Origin of the sequence: Mycobacterium sp. DL (assembly GCF_039729195.1) — a bacterium.
GTDB classification, from domain to species: domain Bacteria; phylum Actinomycetota; class Actinomycetes; order Mycobacteriales; family Mycobacteriaceae; genus Mycobacterium; species Mycobacterium hippocampi_A.
Genome location: NZ_CP155796.1, coordinates 5,072,787 through 5,091,670, shown reverse-complemented (window position 1 = coordinate 5,091,670; position 18,884 = coordinate 5,072,787). Strand labels below are relative to the sequence as shown.

Genomic DNA, 18,884 nt, shown 5'->3' with positions numbered 1-18,884 from the left:
AGGTGAGATGTCCGGCGAGCTCGCAATTGCGCTGACGACGGCGCTGATCCTGGCGGCCGTGGCTGCCGTGGTGCTCGCCGTGCGAACCAGGCGGGTGGTGGCCACCCCCACCGAGCGCGCCGTGCACGCCGCGCTGCACACCGCATCGCTGGCCGCGCGGGCACTGCGCCAGGGCCTCGACACCGACTCCGCCGAGACCGCCGCCCCGTTCCTGCGTGGGCTCACCGGGACCGACGGGCTGGCCCTGTTCGACGGCGACGGCCAACTGCTCGCTCGCGACCCCGCCGAAGACGACATCTGGCAGAGCCACGTGCTCGACGCCTGCGACGGCGCCGCGGCACAGTCGGTCTCCGGAGAACGCCGTGTGCTCACCCACGTGGGGACCTCCGCGGTCGTCGCGCAGCCACTGCTCGCCGAAGGCGGTGATCTCCTCGGCGTGCTCGTGGTAGTGACCACCCGCTCCCCCGCACCCGGAATGCTCGGCGCTGTCGGCGAAGTCGCGCGTTATGCGGCCAGCCAACTCGAGTTGGCCGAACTCGACGCTTCCCGCGCACGACTGGACCGGGCCGAGGTGCTGGCCCTGCGGGCACAGATCAGCCCGCACTTCATCTACAACGCGCTCAACACCATCGCCTCGTTCGTGCGGACCGATCCGGACCGCGCCCGTGAACTCATCCTCGAGTTCGCCGACTTCACCCGGTACTCGTTTCGCGCGGCCGGGCAGTACACCACGCTGGCCGACGAATTGCGCAACATCGACCGCTATCTGAATCTGGAACGTGCCCGCTTCGGCACGGCACTGAAGGTCACGCTGCAGGTGGCCCCGGAGGTACTCAACGTCGTCGTACCGTTCCTGGCGTTGCAACCGCTGGTGGAGAACGCGGTTCGGCACGGCTTCGCCGGACGCGGCGGCGGATCGATCGACCTCGTCGCCCGGGACGAGGGCTCCGACTGTGTCATCACCGTCGAGGACGACGGAGTCGGAATGGATCCCGCCGCGCTGCGTACCGGCCCCAGCGACGCACTGACCGATGGTGCGCCTGCCGAGGACGGGAACTCCGCGCATGTCGGCCTGACCAATGTGGACCATCGCCTGCGCGCGGCCTTCGGAAACGACTACGGTCTGGTGGTCGAAACGGCGATCGGCGCGGGCACCAAGGTCGTGATGCGAGTCCCGAAGTTCCGGTCGGGTGTGCGGGCCAGCGGAGGGGCGTACGGAGTGGGCAGGTGATGACGAAGCCACAGCAGCATTCGCTGACCGTGCTCGCCGTCGACGACGAAGCCCCGGCGCTCGACGAACTGGCCTATCTGCTCGGCAGGCATCCCGATATCGGCGAGGTACTGCGTGCCGGCGACGCCACGTCGGCGCTGCGAGAACTCAACGCGCGCACCATCGACGCGGTCTTCCTCGACATCAACATGCCCGGGTTGTCAGGTATCGAAATGGCCGGGGTGCTGACCAACTTCTCCCGACCGCCCGCCATCGTGTTCGTGACGGCCCACGACGACAAGGCGATCGCCGCCTTCGATGTGGGCGCCGTGGACTATCTGCTCAAACCCATCCGGGAACACCGCCTCGACGAAGCGATCCGGAGGGTGGTGACGGCGCAGGCCACGGCGACCACCGGTGCGCCGCCTGCCGATGGCACCGACGTCAGGGAAACCGATTCCGACGTCGTCCCTGCCGAACTGGGCGGCGTCACCCATCTGGTGCCCCGCGACAGCATCGGCTGGATCGAAGCGGAGGGCGACTATGCGCGACTGCACTCCTCGTCGGGTTCGCATCTGGTGCGTATTCCCCTCAGCACTCTCGAAACCCGTTGGCGTGAACACGGTTTCCAGCGGGTGCACCGCTCGTACCTGGTGGCCCTCCGGCTGGTCACCGGGCTGCGCACCATAGACGGCGGGGTGCTGGTGCGGCTGAAGGCCAACGGAGCCTCACCGCCGGTAGAGCTTCCCGTCAGCCGCAGGCAGGCCCGTGAACTGCGTGACCGGGTGGTGCGCAATCCGATGCGCAGCCTGCGACCTGCCGGCAGCGGCGATGACTAGCGGCGAACGGCCACAACGCCAACGGGTGGTGCTCGCGCACCGGCGAGGCGCGCGACTGGTGCGCACCCGGGTCGAGGTGCAGGAGCAGACCCAGGTCGGCGATGCGCTCGTGCGGGGCCTTGTGCGGGCCCAGCTGGGACTGGCATTGCGACTGGCCGCGGTCGTGGTGTGCCTGATCGGAGCCATCCCGTTGCTCAATGCGGCTTTTCCCGGCCTGGGTGCGATCACCGCTTTCGGTATCCGGCTCAACTGGCTCGTCCTCGCGGTCCTGGCGTATCCGCTGCTGTACGGCATCGGGTGGTTCTACGTGCGACTGGCCGAGCAGGCCGAGCGTGACTTCGTCGGCGTCGTCGACGCGGAGCCATGACCGGGTCCCCGCTGACCGCCGCGGCGCTGCTGGCTGCGGCGTTGGCCACCGTGGCGATCGGCGTCTACGGCGTGCGCTTCTCCCGCACCACATCCGACTTCCTCGTCGCGTCACGCTCGGTGGGGCCGCAGTGGAATGCCGCCGCCATATCCGGCGAATACCTCTCGGCTGCATCATTTCTCGGTGTAGCCGGACTGATCGCCAAGTACGGTGCAGACGCGCTGTGGTATCCGGTCGGGTTCACCGCCGGCTACCTCGGGCTGCTGCTGTTCGTCGCGTCCCCGCTGCGACGGTCGGGGGCCTACACGGTCCCGGACTTCGCCGAGTTCCGACTCGGCTCCGCGCGCCTGCGCAAGGTGGCGATGCTCGTCGTCGTCGTGATCTGCATCTTCTACCTGGTACCGCAGTACCAGGGAGCAGGTCTGGCGTTGAAAACCCTTCTGGGCACACCGGTATGGCTGGGACCACTCGCCGTCGGCGCCATCGTGATCACCAACGTCGTTGCCGGAGGGATGCGCTCGATCACGTTCGTGCAGGCATTCCAGTACTGGCTCAAGCTGACCGCGGTGGCGATCCCCGCGCTGGCATTGGCGGGTCTGTTCCTCTCCGACCGCACTGGTGACCTGGGAGGGCCGCTGCCCCCGACGGTGCAGCAGGAGACGACGGTGACCATCGAGACCGACGTCGTCGTGCAGGTCGCCCAGCCCGCCGGGATCACGGTCACGGGCACCCTCGACGATCGACGCGTCGACGCGGCAACCATCAGTCGGCCGGGTGAGCACACGCTGGGCGCGGGCAGCACGCTGACCGTGGCCGCGGGCGCAGCCACACCGGTGCTGGCCGGCACACCGGCCGCAGGTAGCGACTGGATCGCCTCGGGAGGTGGGTTCGGCGGTCACCACCCGCTGTACCAAGTGCTGTCCATCATGGTCGCGACGTTCCTGGGCACCATGGGACTGCCCCACGTGCTGGTCCGCTTCTACACCAATCCTGACGGGCGCGCCGCTCGTCGCACCGCGCTCGCCGTGATCGCCCTGCTGTCGCTGTTCTATCTGTTCCCCACGCTGCTGGGTGTCTTCTCCCGGCTCTACGTTCCGCAGTTGTTGATCACCGGGGCCGCCGACGCGGCAGTGCTGCTGGCACCGTCGTCGGCGATCGCGGGGGCCGCAGGGCAGTTGCTCGCTGCGCTCGTCGCCGCCGGCGCGATCGCCGCATTCCTGGCGACCTCGTCCGGCCTGCTGGTCAGTTTCGCAGGAGCGCTGGCCACCGACGTGCTTCCCGGGCGGGTCCGCGACTTCCGGGTGGCGGCGGTGATCGGTGGGCTGATCCCGATCCCGCTGGCGCTGGCCGCATCCGGCGAGATGGAGTTGTCCCGCAGCGTCGGTCTGGCCTTCGCGGTCGCGGCGTCGACCCTGTGCCCACTGCTCGTGCTCGGCATCTGGTGGCGCGGGCTGACCGCGGTGGGCGCCATGTGGGGCCTCGCCGTGGGCGGGGTGTTGTCCGGCGGAGCGGTGACCGTCGCCGTGGCGGGCGGGATCAACGACGAGGCGCTGGGCGGCTGGCCGGCCGTGCTGATCGACTATCCCGCCGCGGTCAGCGTCCCGCTGGCTTTCGCCACGATGATCGTCGTCAGCCGTCTCACCCGATCGGCGGTCCCTGTGGACGTCGCGCCGATCTTCGCCCGGATGCACGTACCCGAGAACCTCGGCATGGGCATCGAGCGGCTGCCCAGGGGCTGACGCGGACGACCTTCTGCCGTTCGTCGTCGACGACCGACCGCTCACCGCAGCCACTCCCGGCCTCAGCGTGTGACCTGCGTCAGGCCTGGGTATGTGACCCACATCTCAACTAGGTTCACCGCAGTACCGGTTCACTCAGTCAGGAGCGTGAGATCAAGGTGTCCGAGACAGATTCTCCTATTATTCGCCCGGAAGCGATCAGCGGTGAACGCTATCTGGAAGTCCAAGCCAGTCCCGAGTTCCAGGAACTGCGAAGTAGGCTGCGCCGCTTCGTGTTCCCCATGACGGCGATCTTCCTGCTCTGGTACGCCCTCTACGTCGCCCTGGGCGCCTTCGCCAGTGACTTCATGGGTACGCGGGTGTGGGGGGATGTCAACATCGGGCTGATCATCGGTCTGGGCCAGTTCCTCTCCACCTTCGTGATCACCGGCCTGTACGTGCGGTTCGCCAACCGCGAACTCGATCCGCGGTCGAGCAAGATCCGCGCCCAACTCGAGGAAGAGCTGCTCAAATGACCACGCTCCTTGCGCAATCCGAGACGGTCGGCAACCCGATCGCCAACATCGGCATTTTCAGCCTGTTCGTCATCGTCACCATGGTGGTGGTGATCCGGGCCAGTAAGAAGAACGCCACGGCCGACGAGTTCTTCACCGGTGGCCGAGGCTTCTCGGGCACGCAGAACGGCATCGCGATCGCGGGTGACTACCTGTCGGCCGCCAGCTTCCTCGGCATCGCCGGCGCGATCGCGGTGTACGGCTACGACGGCTTCCTGTACTCGATCGGCTTTCTGGTGGCCTGGTTGGTCGCCCTGCTTCTGGTAGCCGAATTGCTGCGCAACACAGGCAAATTCACGATGGCCGATGTGCTGAGCTTCCGACTGAAGCAGCGGCCGGTGCGCCTCGCCGCGGCGACCAACACGTTGACGGTGTCGCTGTTCTACCTGCTCGCCCAGATGGCAGGCGCGGGTGGCCTGGTGGCCTTGCTGCTCGACATCCAGAGCCGGGCGGGCCAGTCGGTCGTCATCGCCGTCGTCGGCGTGCTGATGATCACCTACGTGCTGGTCGGCGGCATGAAAGGCACCACCTGGGTGCAGATCATCAAGGCGGTCCTGCTGATCGCGGGTGCGGGAATCATGACGATCATGGTGTTCGCGAAGTTCGGCGCGAACTTCTCCGAGATCCTCGGCGCTGCGCAGTCGGCGATCAGCGGCGCCACCACTGCCGGAGTGGCCGACCGTGACGTGCTCGCCCCCGGCGCGCAGTACGGCGGTTCGCTGACCTCGCAGATCAACTTCATCTCGTTGGCAATTGCCCTGGTGCTCGGCACCGCGGGTCTGCCGCACGTGCTGATGCGCTTCTACACGGTGCCCACCGCCAAGGAAGCGCGGCGCTCAGTGGTGTGGGCGATCGCCCTCATCGGCGCCTTCTACCTGTTCACCCTGGTTCTGGGTTACGGGGCGGCGGCACTGGTCGGACCGGACCGAATCCTCAGCGCGGCAGGTGGAGTGAACTCGGCGGCCCCGCTGCTGGCATTCGAACTGGGCGGCGTGATCCTGCTGGGTGTCATATCGGCGGTGGCGTTCGCAACCATCCTGGCGGTGGTGGCCGGCTTGACGATCACCGCCTCCGCGTCGTTCGCCCACGACATCTACGCCACGCTGAGGAAGAGCCGTAAGGTCACCGAGGCGGAGCAGGTGCGGGTCTCGCGGATCACCGCGGTCGTGCTCGGCGCACTGTCGATCGGACTCGGCATCCTGGCCAACGGTCAGAACGTCGCGTTCCTGGTGGCGCTCGCGTTCGCGGTCGCCGCGGCGGCGAACCTGCCGACGATCGTCTACTCGCTGTACTGGAGGCGGTTCAACACCCGTGGCGCGTTGTGGAGCATGTACGGCGGTCTGATCTCGACCATCGTGCTGATCGTCTTCTCGCCCGCAGTGTCAGGGTCGCCGACGGCGATGATCCCCGGCGTCGACTTCTCCTGGTTCCCGCTGGCCAACCCGGGCATCGTGTCGATCCCGCTGGCCTTCATCCTGGGCATCGTCGGAACGTTCACCTCACCCGATGACGAGGATCCGAAGGTCGCCGCCGAGATGGAGGTGCGGTCGCTCACCGGGATCGGCGCCGAGAAGGCGGTCGCCCACTAACCCCACCCTCCGCCGGAATTGCATTCCAGCAGGCGCTTCGCGAGAAGCGGCCTGCTGGAATGCAATTCCGGCGTCAAGGGGTGTGCGGATCAGCCGCTCTTGCGGCGGAATTCGCGACGGTTCTCGACCGGCCCGTGCGCGCGTGGCTTCTTGAGGCCGCCGTCGGTGTGGGACGAGCCCTCGGCCGACTTCGCCTTCTTGCGTTCGAGCGCCTCGCGGAACTTGCGCTTCGTGTCGTCCTCGGCGGACTCTGAAGACTCTGCGGACTCCGCCGACCCCTTGGATGCCATTCCCGCAGCCTAGACCCTCAGCGCCGCCCCGGCGGCATGCCGTAGACGTGAGAGATGGGCAGTGTCATCAGGACCCGCCGGTCGTCGACCATCGCCCGGCGGTAGTCGTCCCAGTCCGGGTGCTCCCCTGAAATGCTGCGGTACAGCGCAATCAGTCCCTCGACGGTGTCGTCGTCCGGTTCGGCGGCCGGCGGGGTCAGCACCGCGTCTCCTTCGGCAACGGCGTAGGCCCAGCCGTCGTCGGAACTGACGTGCAGCGCAGCGCGCGGATCACGACGCAGGTTGCGGGTCTTGGCCCTGGGCTCGGTGATCGACACCGACAGGGTCAGCGCGCGGGCGTCGAAATGGTAGGAGACATTGGACAGCTGCGGCCTCCCGTCACTCTTGAGGGTGGCCAGCACGCCCAACGAGTTGCCGGCGATCACCGCCAGCAGCTTGTCGTCGAAGACATCGCGCGTCATGCCACGAGCCTACGACTCCGCTGCGTCTGGGATGATCGAACAGATGGCCCGATTCTCCTCGATCGACGGCGGCATCCTCGACGGCGTGTCCGCCACCACGCTGTGGACCCTGCGCAACCGTGCCGGCGAAGCCAAACGTTCCGACGGGGTCATCCGCGACCCGTGGGCGATCACCCTGTTCGACGCCATCGACTACGACTACCCGAAGTTCGGCAGGCCAGATCAGGTGCACGCTCTGCGGGCCAGGGCGTTCGACGCCGCGACCCGCGACTATCTGACGAGTCACCCGAAGGCCTCGGTGGTGGCTCTCGCCGAGGGTCTTCAGACCAGCTACTGGCGGTTGGGCGGGCACGGCGGACTCACCGGGTCGACGTGGTATTCGATCGACCTGTCTCCTGTCATGGAGTTGCGGGCTCGGCTCCTGCCTGCAGAGGACCACATCGTCGGGCTGGCCCAGTCGGCGTTGGACCTCAGCTGGATGGATCGCGTGGACGCGACGCACGGGGTGTTCATCACCGCCGAGGGGTTGCTGATGTACCTGCAACCAGAGGAGGCGCTCGGCCTGATCCGCGAGTGTGCGCAGCGATTCCCCGGCGGCGCGATGATGTTCGATTCGATCCCGCGGTGGTTCAGCAACCGCACACTGCGCGGTCTGAACCTGTCCGAGCGCTACGTGGCGCCGCCGATGCCGTTTGCGCTGAGCGCCGACGAAGGTGTCGCCCTGGCCGGTGGCGTCGCAGGGGTGAAGGTTGCCCACGATGTGCGGCTGCCCGCTGGTCGCGGCTGGTTCCGGTTCGCCTCGTGGCCGCCGCTTGACCGCGGGGTGATGCGCAGGATCCGGCCCAGCGTCACGCTGCTGGAATTCGGCTGATGACGCGCTACGCGGCGTTCCTGCGCGGGGTCAATGTGGGCGGAGTGAACCTGAAGATGGCCGCTGTGGCCGAGGCGCTACAGCAGGTCGGATTCACGAATGTGACGACGATACTGGCCAGCGGCAACGTCCTGCTCGACAGCCGATCCGCGACAGCTAAGGTCAGAAAACAGGCCGAGCAGGCGCTGCGTGATGAATTCGGTTACGACGCTTGGGTACTCGTCTACCCAGTGGATGCGCTTGCCGGAATCTCTGAGGCGTACCCGTTCGAGCGGGAGGTCGCCGACCACCATTCCTACGTGACGTTCGTCAGCGACGACGACGTGCTGGCCGAGCTCGCAGCGCTCGCCGACGGGCCGCACCCCGACGAGAAGGTTCAGCTCGGCGACGGCGTGGTGTACTGGCAGGTGCCGCGCTCCTCGACCCTGCAGAGCACCATCGGCAAGACGATGGGCAAGAAGCGCTACAAGTCTTCGACCACCACGCGCAACCTGCGCACAATCAACAAGGTCCTGCGTGGGCCGGGGATGGATGTCCGATGACCGGAAAGCACGCCGTCGACCTCACCGGGGTGTCCGAGACCGCTCTGATGACGCTGATGGTGCGCGCCAGCGAGGCCAGGAGGCCTGACGCCATCCTCGACGACCCGATGGCGATTCACCTCGTCGACTCGATCGACTACGACTTCGCCAAGTTCGGTTTCACCCGACGCCAGGATATGGCGTTGCGCGCGTTGGTGTTCGACAAGTACACCCGCCGCTACCTCGTCGACCATCCCGAGGCCACCGTCGTCGCGCTCGCCGAGGGGCTGCAGACGAGCTTCCATCGACTCGATGCCGCCGGCGGCGACACGAGCCGGTTCCGCTGGCTGACCGTGGATCTCCCCCCGATGGTCGAACTGCGACGCAAGCTCCTGCCGTCCTCCGATCGGGTGCGGTTGTGTGCGCAATCGGCCCTGGACTTCAGCTGGATGGACCAGGTGGATCCCGAGCACGGTGTGTTCATCACCGCCGAGGGACTGCTGATGTACCTGCAACCCGACGAGGCGATGGCGCTCATCACCGAGTGCGCGGCGCGGTTCCCCGGCGGCCAGATGATCTTCGACCTGCCGCCGTCGGCCGCCGCCGCGCTGGTTCGGCGCGGCGTGCGGACATCTCTGCGCTACCGGGTACCGCCCATGCCGTTCACGCTGTCAGTCGCGGAGGTGGCCGATCTGGTCAACACGGTTCCGGGGGTTCGGGCGGTCCACGACCTGCCGGCCCCGCAGGGTCGCGGGCGCCTACTCAACGCCTTGCTCTGGACGGTTCAGCGGATCCCGCTGCTCGACCCGGTGCGGCCGCTGACGACGCTGCTCGAGTTCGGCTGACCAACAGGCGCTGCCGGATCTCCGGCTCAGCCGAAAGCCGTCTCCACATAACGCAGCGCCTCACCTTTGTCGACGCCCAGCGCCCGTGCCGCCGACACGAACGTGTTGGCCGCTGTTGCCATCGCGGCATCGGCCGGGTCGGACCGCGCCACGAAAGTGCCGAAGCGACCCCTGGTTTCAAGAATGCCTGCTGCTTCCAACTCTCGGTACGCGCGCGCCACGGTGTTGACTGCCAGGTTGATCTGACCGGCCAGATCACGGACCGTCGGTAGCCGGGTGCCCGGGGCCAGTTCCCCGTCCCGGATGCCTTCGATGATCTGTGATCTGAGCTGGTCGAAAAGCGGCCTGGCATCGTGCGGATCGACGCGTACCCAATCCCCCAATTCGGCCACGTGCCCAGTATCACCCACAGCAGCTATTTTGGTGGGGTGCAGGTGACGGTATTCAGCGGGGCGGGCATTTCAGCCGAGAGCGGCGTGCCGACGTTCCGCGACGTCGAAACCGGTCTGTGGGCCGAGGTCGACCCCTATGAGATCTCCAGCGCTCAGGGGTGGCACGACCACCCGGAGCGGGTGTGGGCCTGGTATCTGTGGCGCCACCACATGATGCGCACCGTCGCACCCAACAATGCCCATCGCGCCGTCGCCGCCTGGGAGGACTACGCCGGCGTCCACGTCGTGACCCAGAACGTCGACAACCTTCACGAGCGCGCCGGCAGCAATCAGGTGTATCACGTCCACGGAAGCTTGTTCGAATTCCATTGCGACCGGTGCCGATCCGCGTACCGCGGCGAGGTGCCCGCGATGCCCGAACCGGTCGAGTCGGTGGATCCGCCGCGCTGCGAGTGCGGCGGGCTGATCCGGCCCGACGTGGTGTGGTTCGGCGAAGCGCTGCCCGATGACGCCTGGCAGCGGTCGGTCGACGCGGTGGTCAATGCCGACCTGGTGGTGGCCGTCGGCACTTCGTCGGTGGTGTATCCGGCGGCCGGACTGCCCGAGATGGCGGTCGCCAACGGCACCCCGGTGATCGAGGTCAATCCCGAGGCCACCCCGCTGTCGAGCAGTGCGACGGTGACGCTGCGCGAGTCAGCGGCGACCGCGCTGCCGGGGCTGTTGCAGCGGCTGCCGGCACTGCTGGGCTGACCGGGCCGGACCCGACTATCCGGGCTTGACCGCGGTGCCGATCGCGAACTCGGCAACCGGCAACGGCACCCACGCGGGAAAGGTCCACTCGCGGCGGGCACCGGAGACACGGAAACCCGCGCCGGTGATCGTCTCCTCGGTGTGCCGGTGTGTGTGGCAGTTGCCCAGCAGTCTCGGCCAGACGGTGGCGTCGGCGACCCGCTGCAGCCGGGCCCGGGCGCCGACACCGGCGATGTGCTCGAGGTAGCGCAGTTCGCCACCGGGTCGGAGCATCGAGAACAGTTGCCCGACAACCTGTTCGGGATCATCGACCGAACACAGCACCAGTGAGCACACCACGGCGTCGAACTGCCCGCCGTCGCGGAACTGTTCGACGGTGCGGGTGCTGACGGTCACCGGGACGGACGCGGTGGCTGCCGCGCGTTCGGCCAGCGCCGCGAGTCGGTGCTCGGGTTCGACGGCCACCACCTCGCTGACGGTGTCGGGATAGAACTCGAAGTTGGTCCCGGTACCCGCACCGACCTCCAGGACCCTGCCGGAGAGTCCGGCCAGGTTCTCACGCCGCAACCGACGCAGCGATTCGGGCTCGCGCGTCGACATCACGGTCCACAGCCGCGCGAAGAACGGGTTATCGACGACGTCGCTCATCAACGACCTCCTTGAGCCAGTTCACCGTCTCCGACGGCGCATCGGTGGGCCCGATGGCCCCGGACACGATCTGCCCGAGGCAGACCGCACGCAACACTCGCTCGGCGAACTCCTCGGCATCTGCCCAGGGGAGGTACGGACGCGAGATCATCAGCGCCACGACGCCGTGCGAGACGGTCCACAACTCCAGGGCGAAGGTGGTGGGGTCCCCCGGCGGATAGATCCCCTCGTCGATCAGCGCCTGAACCGACGCGCGCATGTGCACAAAAGCCGACGTGTTCAGCGTCATGTCGACATCGCTGCCGGGACTGCCCTCCCCCATCAACGCGATGCGGTACAGCTCAGGGTTTTTCAGGGCAAAGCGGACGTAGGCCAGACCCTGCGCCCGCAACACGTCGACGGCCGATTGACCACCCTCACCGAGGGCGCCCGAGACGCCCTGCATCTCCTCGTCGAGTTTCTCGAAGTACCGCGCGCACACGGCGTCGAGCAGTGCGTCCTTGTCGGCGAAGTGCAGGTAGATCGACGGTGGCGTCACCCCGACCCGGTGAGCCACCGACCGGATCGACACCGCTTTGGCGTCACCGGTATCCAACAGCAGATCGGTTGCCGCATCGAGGATCTCGTCGCCGAGTTGATCACCCGATCCACGGGGGGCGCGGTGGCGCCGCAGCCGTTGGCCACTCACGCTCGATGCCTCCCCGCTCCGACCCGATCCCCGGTCGTGGCGCCCGGCAGATCGTCGTCGGCCACGTGTTCGCTGAAGCCGATCCGTTCGTGCAACTTCGCCAACGGCTTGGGCGCCCACCAGTTCCAGCGGCCCAGCAGGTGCATGAAGGTCGGGACCAGCAACATCCGGACCAGGGTGGCGTCAGCGAGGATCGCGAGGGTCAGGCCGACGCCGAACATCCGCATGAAGGCCACCTTGGCTGCGATCAGCGCCGCGAACGAGATCGACATCACCAGCGCCGCCGCCGTCACCACCCGACCTGTCCTGGCCAGACCGAGTGCCACGCTCTCGTCGTTGTCGGCAGTCGTCTTCCCGGACTTCAGCCAGTACTCGCGGATCCGGGAGATGAGGAACACTTCGTAGTCCATCGACAGCCCGAAGGCGATGCAGAACAGCAGTACCGGCATGTTGGCCACCAGCGTGCCGGTCGGCGTCGTTCCCAGCGCGCCGAGATGGCCGTCCTGGAAGATCCAGACCAGTGCCCCGAACGCAGCACTGAGAGACAAGACGTTGAGCACCAAAGCTTTCAGCGGAAGCACCACACTTCCGGTGAGAAGGAACAGAAGCACGAAGGTGATGGCCGCGATGACACCGAGGACCATCGGGAGCCGGGAGGTGATCGCGTCGGCGCTGTCCCGGTTGATCTGCGCGAGACCGGTGAGCTGAACCTGCGCACCGGCGGGCGGCGCCACCGCATCCAGCCCGTCGAGCTGGGCGTCGGACGCGTCGGTGAACAGCGGCGCGGAGCTGGCGACGGTGAGGAAGGCGCTGCCGTCGGCGAAGCCGGTGGCCGCGGACGGCGGACCGGTCAACGCCCCGGCGACGAACGTGCCGCCCGGCGCGGACACCGAGGTGACGTCGGCGACGCGGGACAGTTCCGCGGCGTAGCCGTCGAGGGCGTCGGGGGTGATTCCGTCGGTGTTCGGCAGCACGACGGTGACGTTCGTGGACGAGTCGACCTCGAAGTCGGTGCGCAGCGCGTCGCCGATCTGACGCGACGAGGCCGATGTGGGCAGCACCCGGTCGTCGGGGAATCCCCACCTGGCGCCCAGGAATGGCGCACCGAGCAGCAACAGCAGCACGACGACGGTCAGCCCGATCGGAATCGACCGTCGCATCACGAATTTTGTCGATCGGTACCAGAACATCTGCTCGATCGGCTTGGGCTCCGGTTCGGGCCTGCCGAGGATGCGCCGGATCAGCCTGCGCACGTCGAGCGAGTCGAGGCGGTCGCCGGCGAGGACGATCGCAGCGGGCGCCACCACGATGGCTGCCACGGCCGCGAACCCGACCACGGCGATGCCCGCGTACGCGAACGACTTCAGGAAGTACATCGGGAACAGCACCATCGCCACCATCGACAAGGCCACCGTCATCGCCGAGAACAACACGGTCCGGCCCGCCGTCACCATCGTGCGCACCAGCGCCCGCTCCGGGTCGGCGCCGTCGGCGAGTTCGTCGCGGTATCTGCTGATGATCAGCAGGGTGTAGTCGATCGCGAGCGCGAGGCCCATGGCGATGGACAGGTTGAGCGCGAAGATCGAGACGTCGGTGACCATCGTGACGCCGCGCAGCACCGCCATCGAACCGAGGATCGCGAAGGCGCCGACCGCCAACGGCAGCGCGGCGGCGAGCAGCCCGCCGAACACCCAGACGAGCACGACGAAACTCAGCGGGATCGCGATCGCTTCCATCCTGAGCAGATCTTTTTCGCTCTGGGCGTTGATCTGCACATTGACCATCACAACGCCGCCGGCCTTGACCGTGACCCCGTCGCGGTCGTACACGAGCTCGTCGGTCAGGTCTTTGGCGTACTTCTGAGCAGCGCTCTCCCCGCCGGTGATGCCCGCGACGATCAGGCCGGTCTTGCCGTCCCTACTGATCAGTGCCGGGGTGGCGGCGGGCGGCGCCGTCCATGCCGACGTGACGTTCGCGACGTGAGGCGATTGCTCCAGCTTCGCGGCGATGTCGGTGCCGACGGCGCGCGCTGACCCTCCCTCGACGCCGTCGGCCCCATCGGAGGTGACGCTGATCAGCAGCTCCATGTCACCCTGGTCGAACTTGTCGACCAGTAGTTGCGTGGCCTCGGCGGACTCCGAGGTCGGATCCTGGAAGCCGCCGGCGGACAGATGCTGGGTCACCGGGACCCCGAAGATGCCACAGCCCACCATCACGAGCAGGGCGACAACAAGGATCCGGCGTGGCGCCGCGATGGCCGACAGTGCGATGCGTTGCAACACCTGGGAGTCCCGTCTGACACTGTGATATCACGGCTAAGTTATCAGCGATAACTTGCTTCGGTCAATGGTCGACGATGACTTCTCCGGCCGCGATGAGTCGACATGATCATGAACAACCACACCGCCGACACCGCGATACGCTCATCTGCGATGACGACCGACCACGCGACCGTGCAGACGGCCCCGACCGGGGTCGCCGACCTCGGCCTGTTGATCCTGCGTCTCGGGGTTGGTGGCGCCACTCTGCAGGCAGGTTTGATCAAGGCGCTCGACTTCTCCACCACCACCCAGTTCCTCGCCGAGGCCGGTTGGCGACTGCCGACGGTCGCGGCGTTCATGGTGACCGCATCGGAGACTCTCGGTGGGATCCTCCTGCTGCTCGGGGCGCTCACACCTCTCGCGGCGTGTGCCGTGCTGAGCGCGATGCTCTGTGCGTGGGCGGTGAACGTCTCGGGAGCGGCATTCTGGTCCGAACCGTTCAACGTCCCGTTCCTGATCGGCCTCGGCGCGGCGGCACTGTTGCTCACCGGGGCGGGCGGTTATTCGCTGGATCGGGCGCTTCTGCGGCGCGTGAACTGGTCACAGCGGGTTTTGCTGGCCCTGCTGGGCGTGGCCTTCGTCGCTGCGATCGTGACCTGGGTAGCGCTCTACGGCATCAATCCGATCCACTTCTCGGCGCCGCCGGCCTGACGGCTACCTGCCGGTAGATCGGCGAACCTACCGGGCGGTAGGAATTGCCACCATTTTGCGAGTAGTGGCTCATAGACTCCTTAAGAGCCGTGGTTACTGTTCAGTACATGTGGATCGACGACACCAGTGCTGATGTCATCAAGGTTGACTTCGAGGCTCTCTACCACGGCGATGTCCTGGTCGAGGGAATCACCTCCGAGCAGCTCGACGACGAACACTTCCTACCCACCGCAGTGTGAAAGAACGCGCGGCCCGCTGGGCCGCGCGTTCCTCATCCGGTGTGCCTGACGCAGGCGCGCGCAACGGCTAGTTGCGCCCCGACTCGCCTCCGTCGGATGTCTGCCTCACACTCCCGCACCCTCTACCGCCGGTGTCAGCATGTCGGCCAGGCGCCCGGCGATCAGGCTTTCGGCCTCGCCCACGATGCGCGCGACCAGATCACCGACGGTCGGGATGTCGTTGATCAAGCCCATGGCCGTGCCCACCGTCCAGATCCCGGCGTCGACATCGCCGTCGTCGAACACCTTGCGCCCGCGGACACCGGCGACCAGGTCCTTGACGTCCTCGAACTGACCACCCTGCTTGAGGATGTCCACCACTTCGCGTGACACCTCGTTGGACGCGACCCGCGCGGTGTTGTGCAGGCTGCGGAAGATCAACTCGGTGCCCCGCTCATCGCCGGCGACGATGGCTTGCTTGACGTTCTCATGGATGCAGGACTCAACGGTGCACATGAACCGCGAACCCATGTTGATGCCGTCGGCACCCAGCGCCAGCGCGGCGACCAAACCGCGGCCGTCGGCGAATCCGCCCGAGGCGACCATCGGGATCTCGATCTTGTCGGCCGCAGCAGGGATCAGCACCAGGCCCGGGATGTCGTCCTCCCCCGGATGGCCCGCGCATTCGAACCCGTCGATGCTGATGCCGTCCACACCCAGGCTCTGCGCCTTGACCGCGTGCCGCACCGAGGTGCACTTGTGCAGCACCTTGATGCCGTTGTCGTGGAACATCGGCAGGTGCGGCGCCGGGTTGGAACCCGCGGTCTCGACGATCTTGATGCCGGCATCGACGATGACCTGCCGGTACTCGTCGTAAGGCGGCGGGTTGATCGACGGCAGGATCGTCAGGTTCACCCCGAACGGCTTGTCTGTCAGATCCCGTGTCTTGGCGATCTCGTTGGCCAGATCGGCCGGCGTCGGCTGCGTCAGCGCCGTGATGAAACCCAGCGCACCCGCATTCGCCACCGCCGCAACCAGTTCCGCGCGGCCCACCCACTGCATACCGCCCTGGGCGATCGGATGCTCGACCCCGAAAGCCTCGGTGAACTTCGTCGTGATGCTCATCGCGGGGCCATGCGGATGGCGCCGTCGAGGCGGATCACCTCGCCGTTGAGCATCGGGTTCTCGACGATGTGCACGGCCAGCGCACCGTATTCGTCGGGATCGCCCAGCCGGGCCGGGTGCGGAACCTGCTTGCCCAGCGACGCCTGCGCCTCCTCGGGCAGACCGGCGAGCAACGGGGTCTTGAACAGGCCCGGAGCGATGGTGACCACACGGATGAACTCGCGGGCGAGGTCACGGGCGATCGGCAGGGTCATGCCGACCACACCACCCTTGGATGCCGAGTAGGCGGCCTGGCCGATCTGACCGTCGAACGCCGCCACGGATGCGGTGTTGACGATGACGCCACGCTCTTCACCGAGGGGTTCGGTCTTGGCGATCCGCTCAGCCGACAACCGCAGCACGTTGAAGGTGCCGATGAGATTCACCTGGACGACGGCGTTGAACCAGTCCAAGGGGAACGGCCCGTCCTTGCCGAGGGTCTTCACGGCGTTGCCGATGCCCGCACAGTTGATGTTGATCCGCAGCGGACCCATCTCCTCGGCGGCATCCAGTGCGGCGCTCACCTGCTCGGGATCGGTGACGTTGGCCTCGACGAACTTGGCACGTGAGCCGAGTTCCTTGACCACGTCCTCGCCCTTGAGGTCGATCACCACGACCGACGCTCCACGGTCGAGCAGTCGCTTCGTCGTCGCGAGGCCGAGCCCGGAGGCACCTCCGGTGACGACTGCTACGGCGTCTTTGATCTCCACAGATCTTTTCCCTTTCTGTTGCTCAAACCCATTCCTGGAGAATGTCTTCGGTGTCAGCACCGGGGATTCCCGGCGGCTTCGGAGCGGTGGTGGCGCTGCGTGAGAACCGCGGCGCCGGCGCCGGGTAGAGAGAGCCGTTCTCGCTGTAGAAGGTGTCGCGCTCGGTGTTGTGGGGTTCGGACTCCACTTCGGCGAACGACAGCACCGGCGTCACACACGCATCGGTGCCGGCAAAAACCCCAGCCCAGTGGTCCCGGTCGTGCGCGGCGAACGCCTCGGTGAGACGTTCACGGAGTTCGGGCCACCGGCTCATGTCGTTCTGGTCGGGCAGATCCGCCGGGTCGAGGCCGACGCCGGCAAGCATCTCGGCGTAGAACTGCGGCTCGATCGCGCCGACCGCGACATGGCGGCCGTCGGCGCAGGTGTAGGTGTCGTAGTAGGGCGCACCCGTGTCGAGCATGTTCACGCCGCGTTCGTCACTCCACATGCCCATCCCGCGGAACGCCCACATCATCATCGACAGCACGCTCGATCCGTCCACCATCGCGGCGTCGACGACCTGACCCTTGCCGGAGCGCTCCCGCTCCCACAGTGCCGACAGCACGCCGACCAGCAGGAACATCGACCCGCCACCGAAGTCGCCGACGAGGTTCAGCGGCGGCACCGGCCGTTCACCGGCCCGGCCGATCGCATGCAGGGCCCCGTTGAGTGAGATGTAGTTGATGTCGTGGCCGGCCTGCTGAGCGCGTGGTCCGTCCTGGCCCCACCCGGTCATCCGCGCGTAGACGAGCCGCTCGTTGACCTTGGCGCAGTCGTCCGGTCCCAGGCCGAGGCGTTCGGTGACACCGGGCCGAAAGCCCTCGATCAACACATCGGCCTTCGCGATCAACCGGAGCACGAACTCGCGGCCCTCATCGCTTTTCAGGTTCGCGGCCACCGACCGGCGGTTGCGCAGCAGGTAGTCGCCGCCGGGCTTGGTCGCCGGACCGGGCCCCTTACCCGGGCGCTCGACACGGACCACGTCGGCGCCGAGGTCGCCGAGGATCATCGCCGCGTGCGGCCCCGGGCCGATGCCGGCCAGCTCCACAACCCGCAGTCCTTGCAGTGGTCCCGCCATGCCTGCCCGCCCTTCATCAGAATCGCTCAGTTGACCGCCGACATAGCTTACTTGTATAACCAAGTCGGACCGGCCAGGGGGCATCAGCCCTCGGATAGGGGACGCTCGTGACCACCATCGACTCGGACACCGACGCCTACGCGGGAATCGAGGACCTCACCGTCGCCCTCGAGAAGGGGGTGCTGGCGGTGACACTCAACCGGCCGGACAGTCTGAACTCCCTGACCGCGCCGATGCTGAGCACGTTCGCCGCAACGCTGGAACGCGCCGCGGAAGACCCCCGGGTGAGGGTGGTCCGTATCGGCGGCACAGGACGCGGGTTCTCCTCCGGCGCGGGCATCAGCGAAGAAGACCACGCCAATCCCGGCGCCGCCGGAACCCCGGCCGACGTGCTCGACGCAGCCAACCGCTGCATCCGCGCGATCGTGAACCTCCCGCAACCGGCGGTGGCCGTGGTGCAGGGTGCGGCGGCCGGCGTCGGAGCGTCGCTGGCACTGGCGTGTGACGTCGTACTCGCCTCGGAGAAGGCGTTTTTCATGTTGGCGTTCACCAAGATCGGGCTGATGCCCGACGGCGGGGCGTCCGCCCTGATCGCGGCGGCGGTGGGCCGGATCCGCGCGATGCGGATGGCGCTGCTGGCAGAGCGGATCTCGGCGGCGGAGGCCTACGGGTGGGGCCTGGTCAGCGTCGTCTACCCCGCTGACGAGTTCGACGCCGAGGTCGACAAGGTCATCACCACACTGGTGTCCGGCCCGGCGGTGGCCTTGCGCAAGACCAAGAACGCGATCAATGCGGCGACGCTGACCGAGCTCGAAGACGCCCTCGAGCTCGAGAAGCAGGGCCAGCTGATGCTGCTGGAGTCCCGCGATTTCCGCGAGGGCACCAAGGCTTTTCAGCAGCGTAGAGCGGCGAACTTCACCGACTCCTGAGCGCTCTTAC

The 18,884-nt window shown here is 67.3% G+C and carries 22 protein-coding genes; 13 read left to right on the top strand and 9 right to left on the bottom strand.

All coding sequences use genetic code 11. The annotated features are described in order from the left end of the window. Nucleotides 1-7 precede the first annotated feature (7 nt). The 6 genes from ABDC78_RS24390 (at nucleotide 8) to ABDC78_RS24365 (ending at nucleotide 6,298) form a co-directional block, all read left to right on the top strand. On the top strand, nucleotides 8-1,231 hold the full coding sequence (locus tag ABDC78_RS24390) for a histidine kinase (RefSeq protein ID WP_178358010.1): 1,224 nt from the start codon (nucleotides 8-10) through the stop codon (nucleotides 1,229-1,231). Next, nucleotides 1,231-2,049, top strand: a complete 819-nt coding sequence (locus ABDC78_RS24385) for a LytTR family DNA-binding domain-containing protein (RefSeq protein WP_178358011.1) — start codon at nucleotides 1,231-1,233, stop codon at nucleotides 2,047-2,049. The genes ABDC78_RS24390 and ABDC78_RS24385 overlap by 1 nt, the downstream gene beginning before the upstream one ends. Further along, entirely contained in the window at nucleotides 2,042-2,416 is a 375-nt protein-coding gene (locus tag ABDC78_RS24380) for a hypothetical protein (RefSeq protein WP_178358012.1), read from the top strand. The genes ABDC78_RS24385 and ABDC78_RS24380 overlap by 8 nt, the downstream gene beginning before the upstream one ends. Beyond that, nucleotides 2,413-4,155 (top strand): cation acetate symporter, encoded by a 1,743-nt coding sequence (locus ABDC78_RS24375; protein ID WP_178358013.1) that lies wholly within the window; start codon nucleotides 2,413-2,415, stop codon nucleotides 4,153-4,155. The genes ABDC78_RS24380 and ABDC78_RS24375 overlap by 4 nt, the downstream gene beginning before the upstream one ends. A 158-nt stretch (nucleotides 4,156-4,313) precedes the next feature. Next, the gene (locus tag ABDC78_RS24370) at nucleotides 4,314-4,670 is read left to right on the top strand and encodes a DUF485 domain-containing protein (RefSeq protein ID WP_178358014.1); all 357 of its coding nucleotides are present in this window, start codon (nucleotides 4,314-4,316) and stop codon (nucleotides 4,668-4,670) included. After that, on the top strand, nucleotides 4,667-6,298 hold the full coding sequence (locus ABDC78_RS24365; protein WP_178358015.1) for a cation acetate symporter: 1,632 nt from the start codon (nucleotides 4,667-4,669) through the stop codon (nucleotides 6,296-6,298). Before ABDC78_RS24370 ends, ABDC78_RS24365 begins: the two co-directional genes overlap by 4 nt. Nucleotides 6,299-6,387: 89 nt before the next feature. On the opposite strand, the gene ABDC78_RS24360 is transcribed toward ABDC78_RS24365, so the two are convergent. Together ABDC78_RS24360 and ABDC78_RS24355 are read right to left on the bottom strand one after the other, a co-directional pair. Beyond that, entirely contained in the window at nucleotides 6,388-6,588 is a 201-nt protein-coding gene (locus ABDC78_RS24360) for a DUF5302 domain-containing protein (RefSeq protein ID WP_178358016.1), read from the bottom strand. 17 nt (nucleotides 6,589-6,605) lie between these two features. Beyond that, nucleotides 6,606-7,049, bottom strand: coding sequence for a PPOX class F420-dependent oxidoreductase (locus ABDC78_RS24355; protein WP_178358017.1), 444 nt, complete (start codon nucleotides 7,047-7,049; stop codon nucleotides 6,606-6,608). A gap of 43 nt (nucleotides 7,050-7,092) precedes the next feature. Here ABDC78_RS24355 and ABDC78_RS24350 point away from each other — a divergent pair, with 43 nt between their 5' ends. From ABDC78_RS24350 to ABDC78_RS24340, 3 genes are read left to right on the top strand one after another with little or no spacing between them, the layout of a single operon-like run. Then, nucleotides 7,093-7,920 carry a class I SAM-dependent methyltransferase gene (locus tag ABDC78_RS24350; protein ID WP_256735943.1) on the top strand — a complete coding sequence of 276 codons (828 nt, stop codon included), beginning with the start codon at nucleotides 7,093-7,095 and terminating at the stop codon, nucleotides 7,918-7,920. Further along, nucleotides 7,920-8,462 (top strand): DUF1697 domain-containing protein, encoded by a 543-nt coding sequence (locus tag ABDC78_RS24345; protein ID WP_178358019.1) that lies wholly within the window; start codon nucleotides 7,920-7,922, stop codon nucleotides 8,460-8,462. Before ABDC78_RS24350 ends, ABDC78_RS24345 begins: the two co-directional genes overlap by 1 nt. After that, nucleotides 8,459-9,286, top strand: a complete 828-nt coding sequence (locus ABDC78_RS24340) for a class I SAM-dependent methyltransferase (RefSeq protein WP_178358020.1) — start codon at nucleotides 8,459-8,461, stop codon at nucleotides 9,284-9,286. The genes ABDC78_RS24345 and ABDC78_RS24340 overlap by 4 nt, the downstream gene beginning before the upstream one ends. A gap of 26 nt (nucleotides 9,287-9,312) precedes the next feature. Here the strand turns inward: ABDC78_RS24340 and ABDC78_RS24335 are convergent, their stop codons facing one another. Further along, a complete protein-coding gene (locus ABDC78_RS24335) occupies nucleotides 9,313-9,678 on the bottom strand; it encodes a GntR family transcriptional regulator (RefSeq protein WP_178358077.1) in 366 nt (121 codons plus the stop codon). Between the two features lie 36 nt (nucleotides 9,679-9,714). Here ABDC78_RS24335 and ABDC78_RS24330 point away from each other — a divergent pair, with 36 nt between their 5' ends. Beyond that, nucleotides 9,715-10,428 (top strand): NAD-dependent deacylase, encoded by a 714-nt coding sequence (locus tag ABDC78_RS24330; RefSeq protein WP_178358021.1) that lies wholly within the window; start codon nucleotides 9,715-9,717, stop codon nucleotides 10,426-10,428. Nucleotides 10,429-10,443: 15 nt separating this feature from the next. Here ABDC78_RS24330 and ABDC78_RS24325 read toward each other — a convergent pair whose 3' ends face one another. The 3 genes from ABDC78_RS24325 to ABDC78_RS24315 are packed head-to-tail and all read right to left on the bottom strand — an operon-like array spanning nucleotide 10,444 to nucleotide 14,046. Beyond that, nucleotides 10,444-11,076, bottom strand: coding sequence for a class I SAM-dependent methyltransferase (locus ABDC78_RS24325; RefSeq protein ID WP_178358022.1), 633 nt, complete (start codon nucleotides 11,074-11,076; stop codon nucleotides 10,444-10,446). After that, on the bottom strand, nucleotides 11,057-11,764 hold the full coding sequence (locus tag ABDC78_RS24320; RefSeq protein ID WP_178358023.1) for a TetR/AcrR family transcriptional regulator: 708 nt from the start codon (nucleotides 11,762-11,764) through the stop codon (nucleotides 11,057-11,059). The genes ABDC78_RS24325 and ABDC78_RS24320 overlap by 20 nt, the downstream gene beginning before the upstream one ends. After that, a complete protein-coding gene (locus tag ABDC78_RS24315; protein ID WP_178358024.1) occupies nucleotides 11,761-14,046 on the bottom strand; it encodes an MMPL family transporter in 2,286 nt (761 codons plus the stop codon). Before ABDC78_RS24315 ends, ABDC78_RS24320 begins: the two co-directional genes overlap by 4 nt. A 150-nt stretch (nucleotides 14,047-14,196) precedes the next feature. On the opposite strand from ABDC78_RS24315, the gene ABDC78_RS24310 reads away from it, so the two are divergent. Both ABDC78_RS24310 and ABDC78_RS24305 read left to right on the top strand, forming a co-directional pair. Next, complete coding sequence (locus ABDC78_RS24310) at nucleotides 14,197-14,736, top strand: DoxX family membrane protein (RefSeq protein ID WP_178358025.1); 540 nt, start codon at nucleotides 14,197-14,199, stop codon at nucleotides 14,734-14,736. A gap of 107 nt (nucleotides 14,737-14,843) precedes the next feature. After that, nucleotides 14,844-14,975 carry a hypothetical protein gene (locus tag ABDC78_RS24305; protein WP_256735944.1) on the top strand — a complete coding sequence of 44 codons (132 nt, stop codon included), beginning with the start codon at nucleotides 14,844-14,846 and terminating at the stop codon, nucleotides 14,973-14,975. A gap of 105 nt (nucleotides 14,976-15,080) precedes the next feature. Here ABDC78_RS24305 and ABDC78_RS24300 read toward each other — a convergent pair whose 3' ends face one another. Genes ABDC78_RS24300 through ABDC78_RS24290 form a run of 3 tightly spaced genes read right to left on the bottom strand, consistent with a single transcriptional unit; the run spans nucleotide 15,081 to nucleotide 17,945 of the window. Continuing rightward, nucleotides 15,081-16,079 (bottom strand): nitronate monooxygenase family protein, encoded by a 999-nt coding sequence (locus tag ABDC78_RS24300; protein ID WP_178358026.1) that lies wholly within the window; start codon nucleotides 16,077-16,079, stop codon nucleotides 15,081-15,083. Next, nucleotides 16,076-16,828 carry a 3-hydroxyacyl-CoA dehydrogenase gene (locus ABDC78_RS24295; protein WP_178358027.1) on the bottom strand — a complete coding sequence of 251 codons (753 nt, stop codon included), beginning with the start codon at nucleotides 16,826-16,828 and terminating at the stop codon, nucleotides 16,076-16,078. The genes ABDC78_RS24300 and ABDC78_RS24295 overlap by 4 nt, the downstream gene beginning before the upstream one ends. Before the next feature lie 22 nt (nucleotides 16,829-16,850). After that, on the bottom strand, nucleotides 16,851-17,945 hold the full coding sequence (locus tag ABDC78_RS24290; RefSeq protein ID WP_178358028.1) for a CaiB/BaiF CoA-transferase family protein: 1,095 nt from the start codon (nucleotides 17,943-17,945) through the stop codon (nucleotides 16,851-16,853). A gap of 107 nt (nucleotides 17,946-18,052) precedes the next feature. Between ABDC78_RS24290 and ABDC78_RS24285 the strand changes: the two genes are divergently transcribed. Further along, on the top strand, nucleotides 18,053-18,874 hold the full coding sequence (locus ABDC78_RS24285) for an enoyl-CoA hydratase (protein ID WP_178358029.1): 822 nt from the start codon (nucleotides 18,053-18,055) through the stop codon (nucleotides 18,872-18,874). Nucleotides 18,875-18,884: the final 10 nt, after the last annotated feature.

What these genes read in the sequence shown, in the direction of transcription:
- ABDC78_RS24305 (WP_256735944.1), top strand. Translation starts at nt 14,844, where the DNA reads ATGTGGATCGACGACACCAGTGCTGATGTCATCAAGGTTGACTTCGAG.
- ABDC78_RS24365 (WP_178358015.1), top strand. Translation starts at nt 4,667, where the DNA reads ATGACCACGCTCCTTGCGCAATCCGAGACGGTCGGCAACCCGATCGCC.
- ABDC78_RS24350 (WP_256735943.1), top strand. Translation starts at nt 7,093, where the DNA reads ATGGCCCGATTCTCCTCGATCGACGGCGGCATCCTCGACGGCGTGTCC.
- ABDC78_RS24290 (WP_178358028.1), bottom strand. Translation starts at nt 17,945, where the DNA reads ATGGCGGGACCACTGCAAGGACTGCGGGTTGTGGAGCTGGCCGGCATC.
- ABDC78_RS24385 (WP_178358011.1), top strand. Translation starts at nt 1,231, where the DNA reads ATGACGAAGCCACAGCAGCATTCGCTGACCGTGCTCGCCGTCGACGAC.
- ABDC78_RS24360 (WP_178358016.1), bottom strand. Translation starts at nt 6,588, where the DNA reads ATGGCATCCAAGGGGTCGGCGGAGTCCGCAGAGTCTTCAGAGTCCGCC.
- ABDC78_RS24300 (WP_178358026.1), bottom strand. Translation starts at nt 16,079, where the DNA reads ATGAGCATCACGACGAAGTTCACCGAGGCTTTCGGGGTCGAGCATCCG.
- ABDC78_RS24355 (WP_178358017.1), bottom strand. Translation starts at nt 7,049, where the DNA reads ATGACGCGCGATGTCTTCGACGACAAGCTGCTGGCGGTGATCGCCGGC.
- ABDC78_RS24340 (WP_178358020.1), top strand. Translation starts at nt 8,459, where the DNA reads ATGACCGGAAAGCACGCCGTCGACCTCACCGGGGTGTCCGAGACCGCT.
- ABDC78_RS24345 (WP_178358019.1), top strand. Translation starts at nt 7,920, where the DNA reads ATGACGCGCTACGCGGCGTTCCTGCGCGGGGTCAATGTGGGCGGAGTG.
- ABDC78_RS24380 (WP_178358012.1), top strand. Translation starts at nt 2,042, where the DNA reads ATGACTAGCGGCGAACGGCCACAACGCCAACGGGTGGTGCTCGCGCAC.
- ABDC78_RS24310 (WP_178358025.1), top strand. Translation starts at nt 14,197, where the DNA reads ATGACGACCGACCACGCGACCGTGCAGACGGCCCCGACCGGGGTCGCC.
- ABDC78_RS24375 (WP_178358013.1), top strand. Translation starts at nt 2,413, where the DNA reads ATGACCGGGTCCCCGCTGACCGCCGCGGCGCTGCTGGCTGCGGCGTTG.
- ABDC78_RS24325 (WP_178358022.1), bottom strand. Translation starts at nt 11,076, where the DNA reads ATGAGCGACGTCGTCGATAACCCGTTCTTCGCGCGGCTGTGGACCGTG.
- ABDC78_RS24390 (WP_178358010.1), top strand. Translation starts at nt 8, where the DNA reads ATGTCCGGCGAGCTCGCAATTGCGCTGACGACGGCGCTGATCCTGGCG.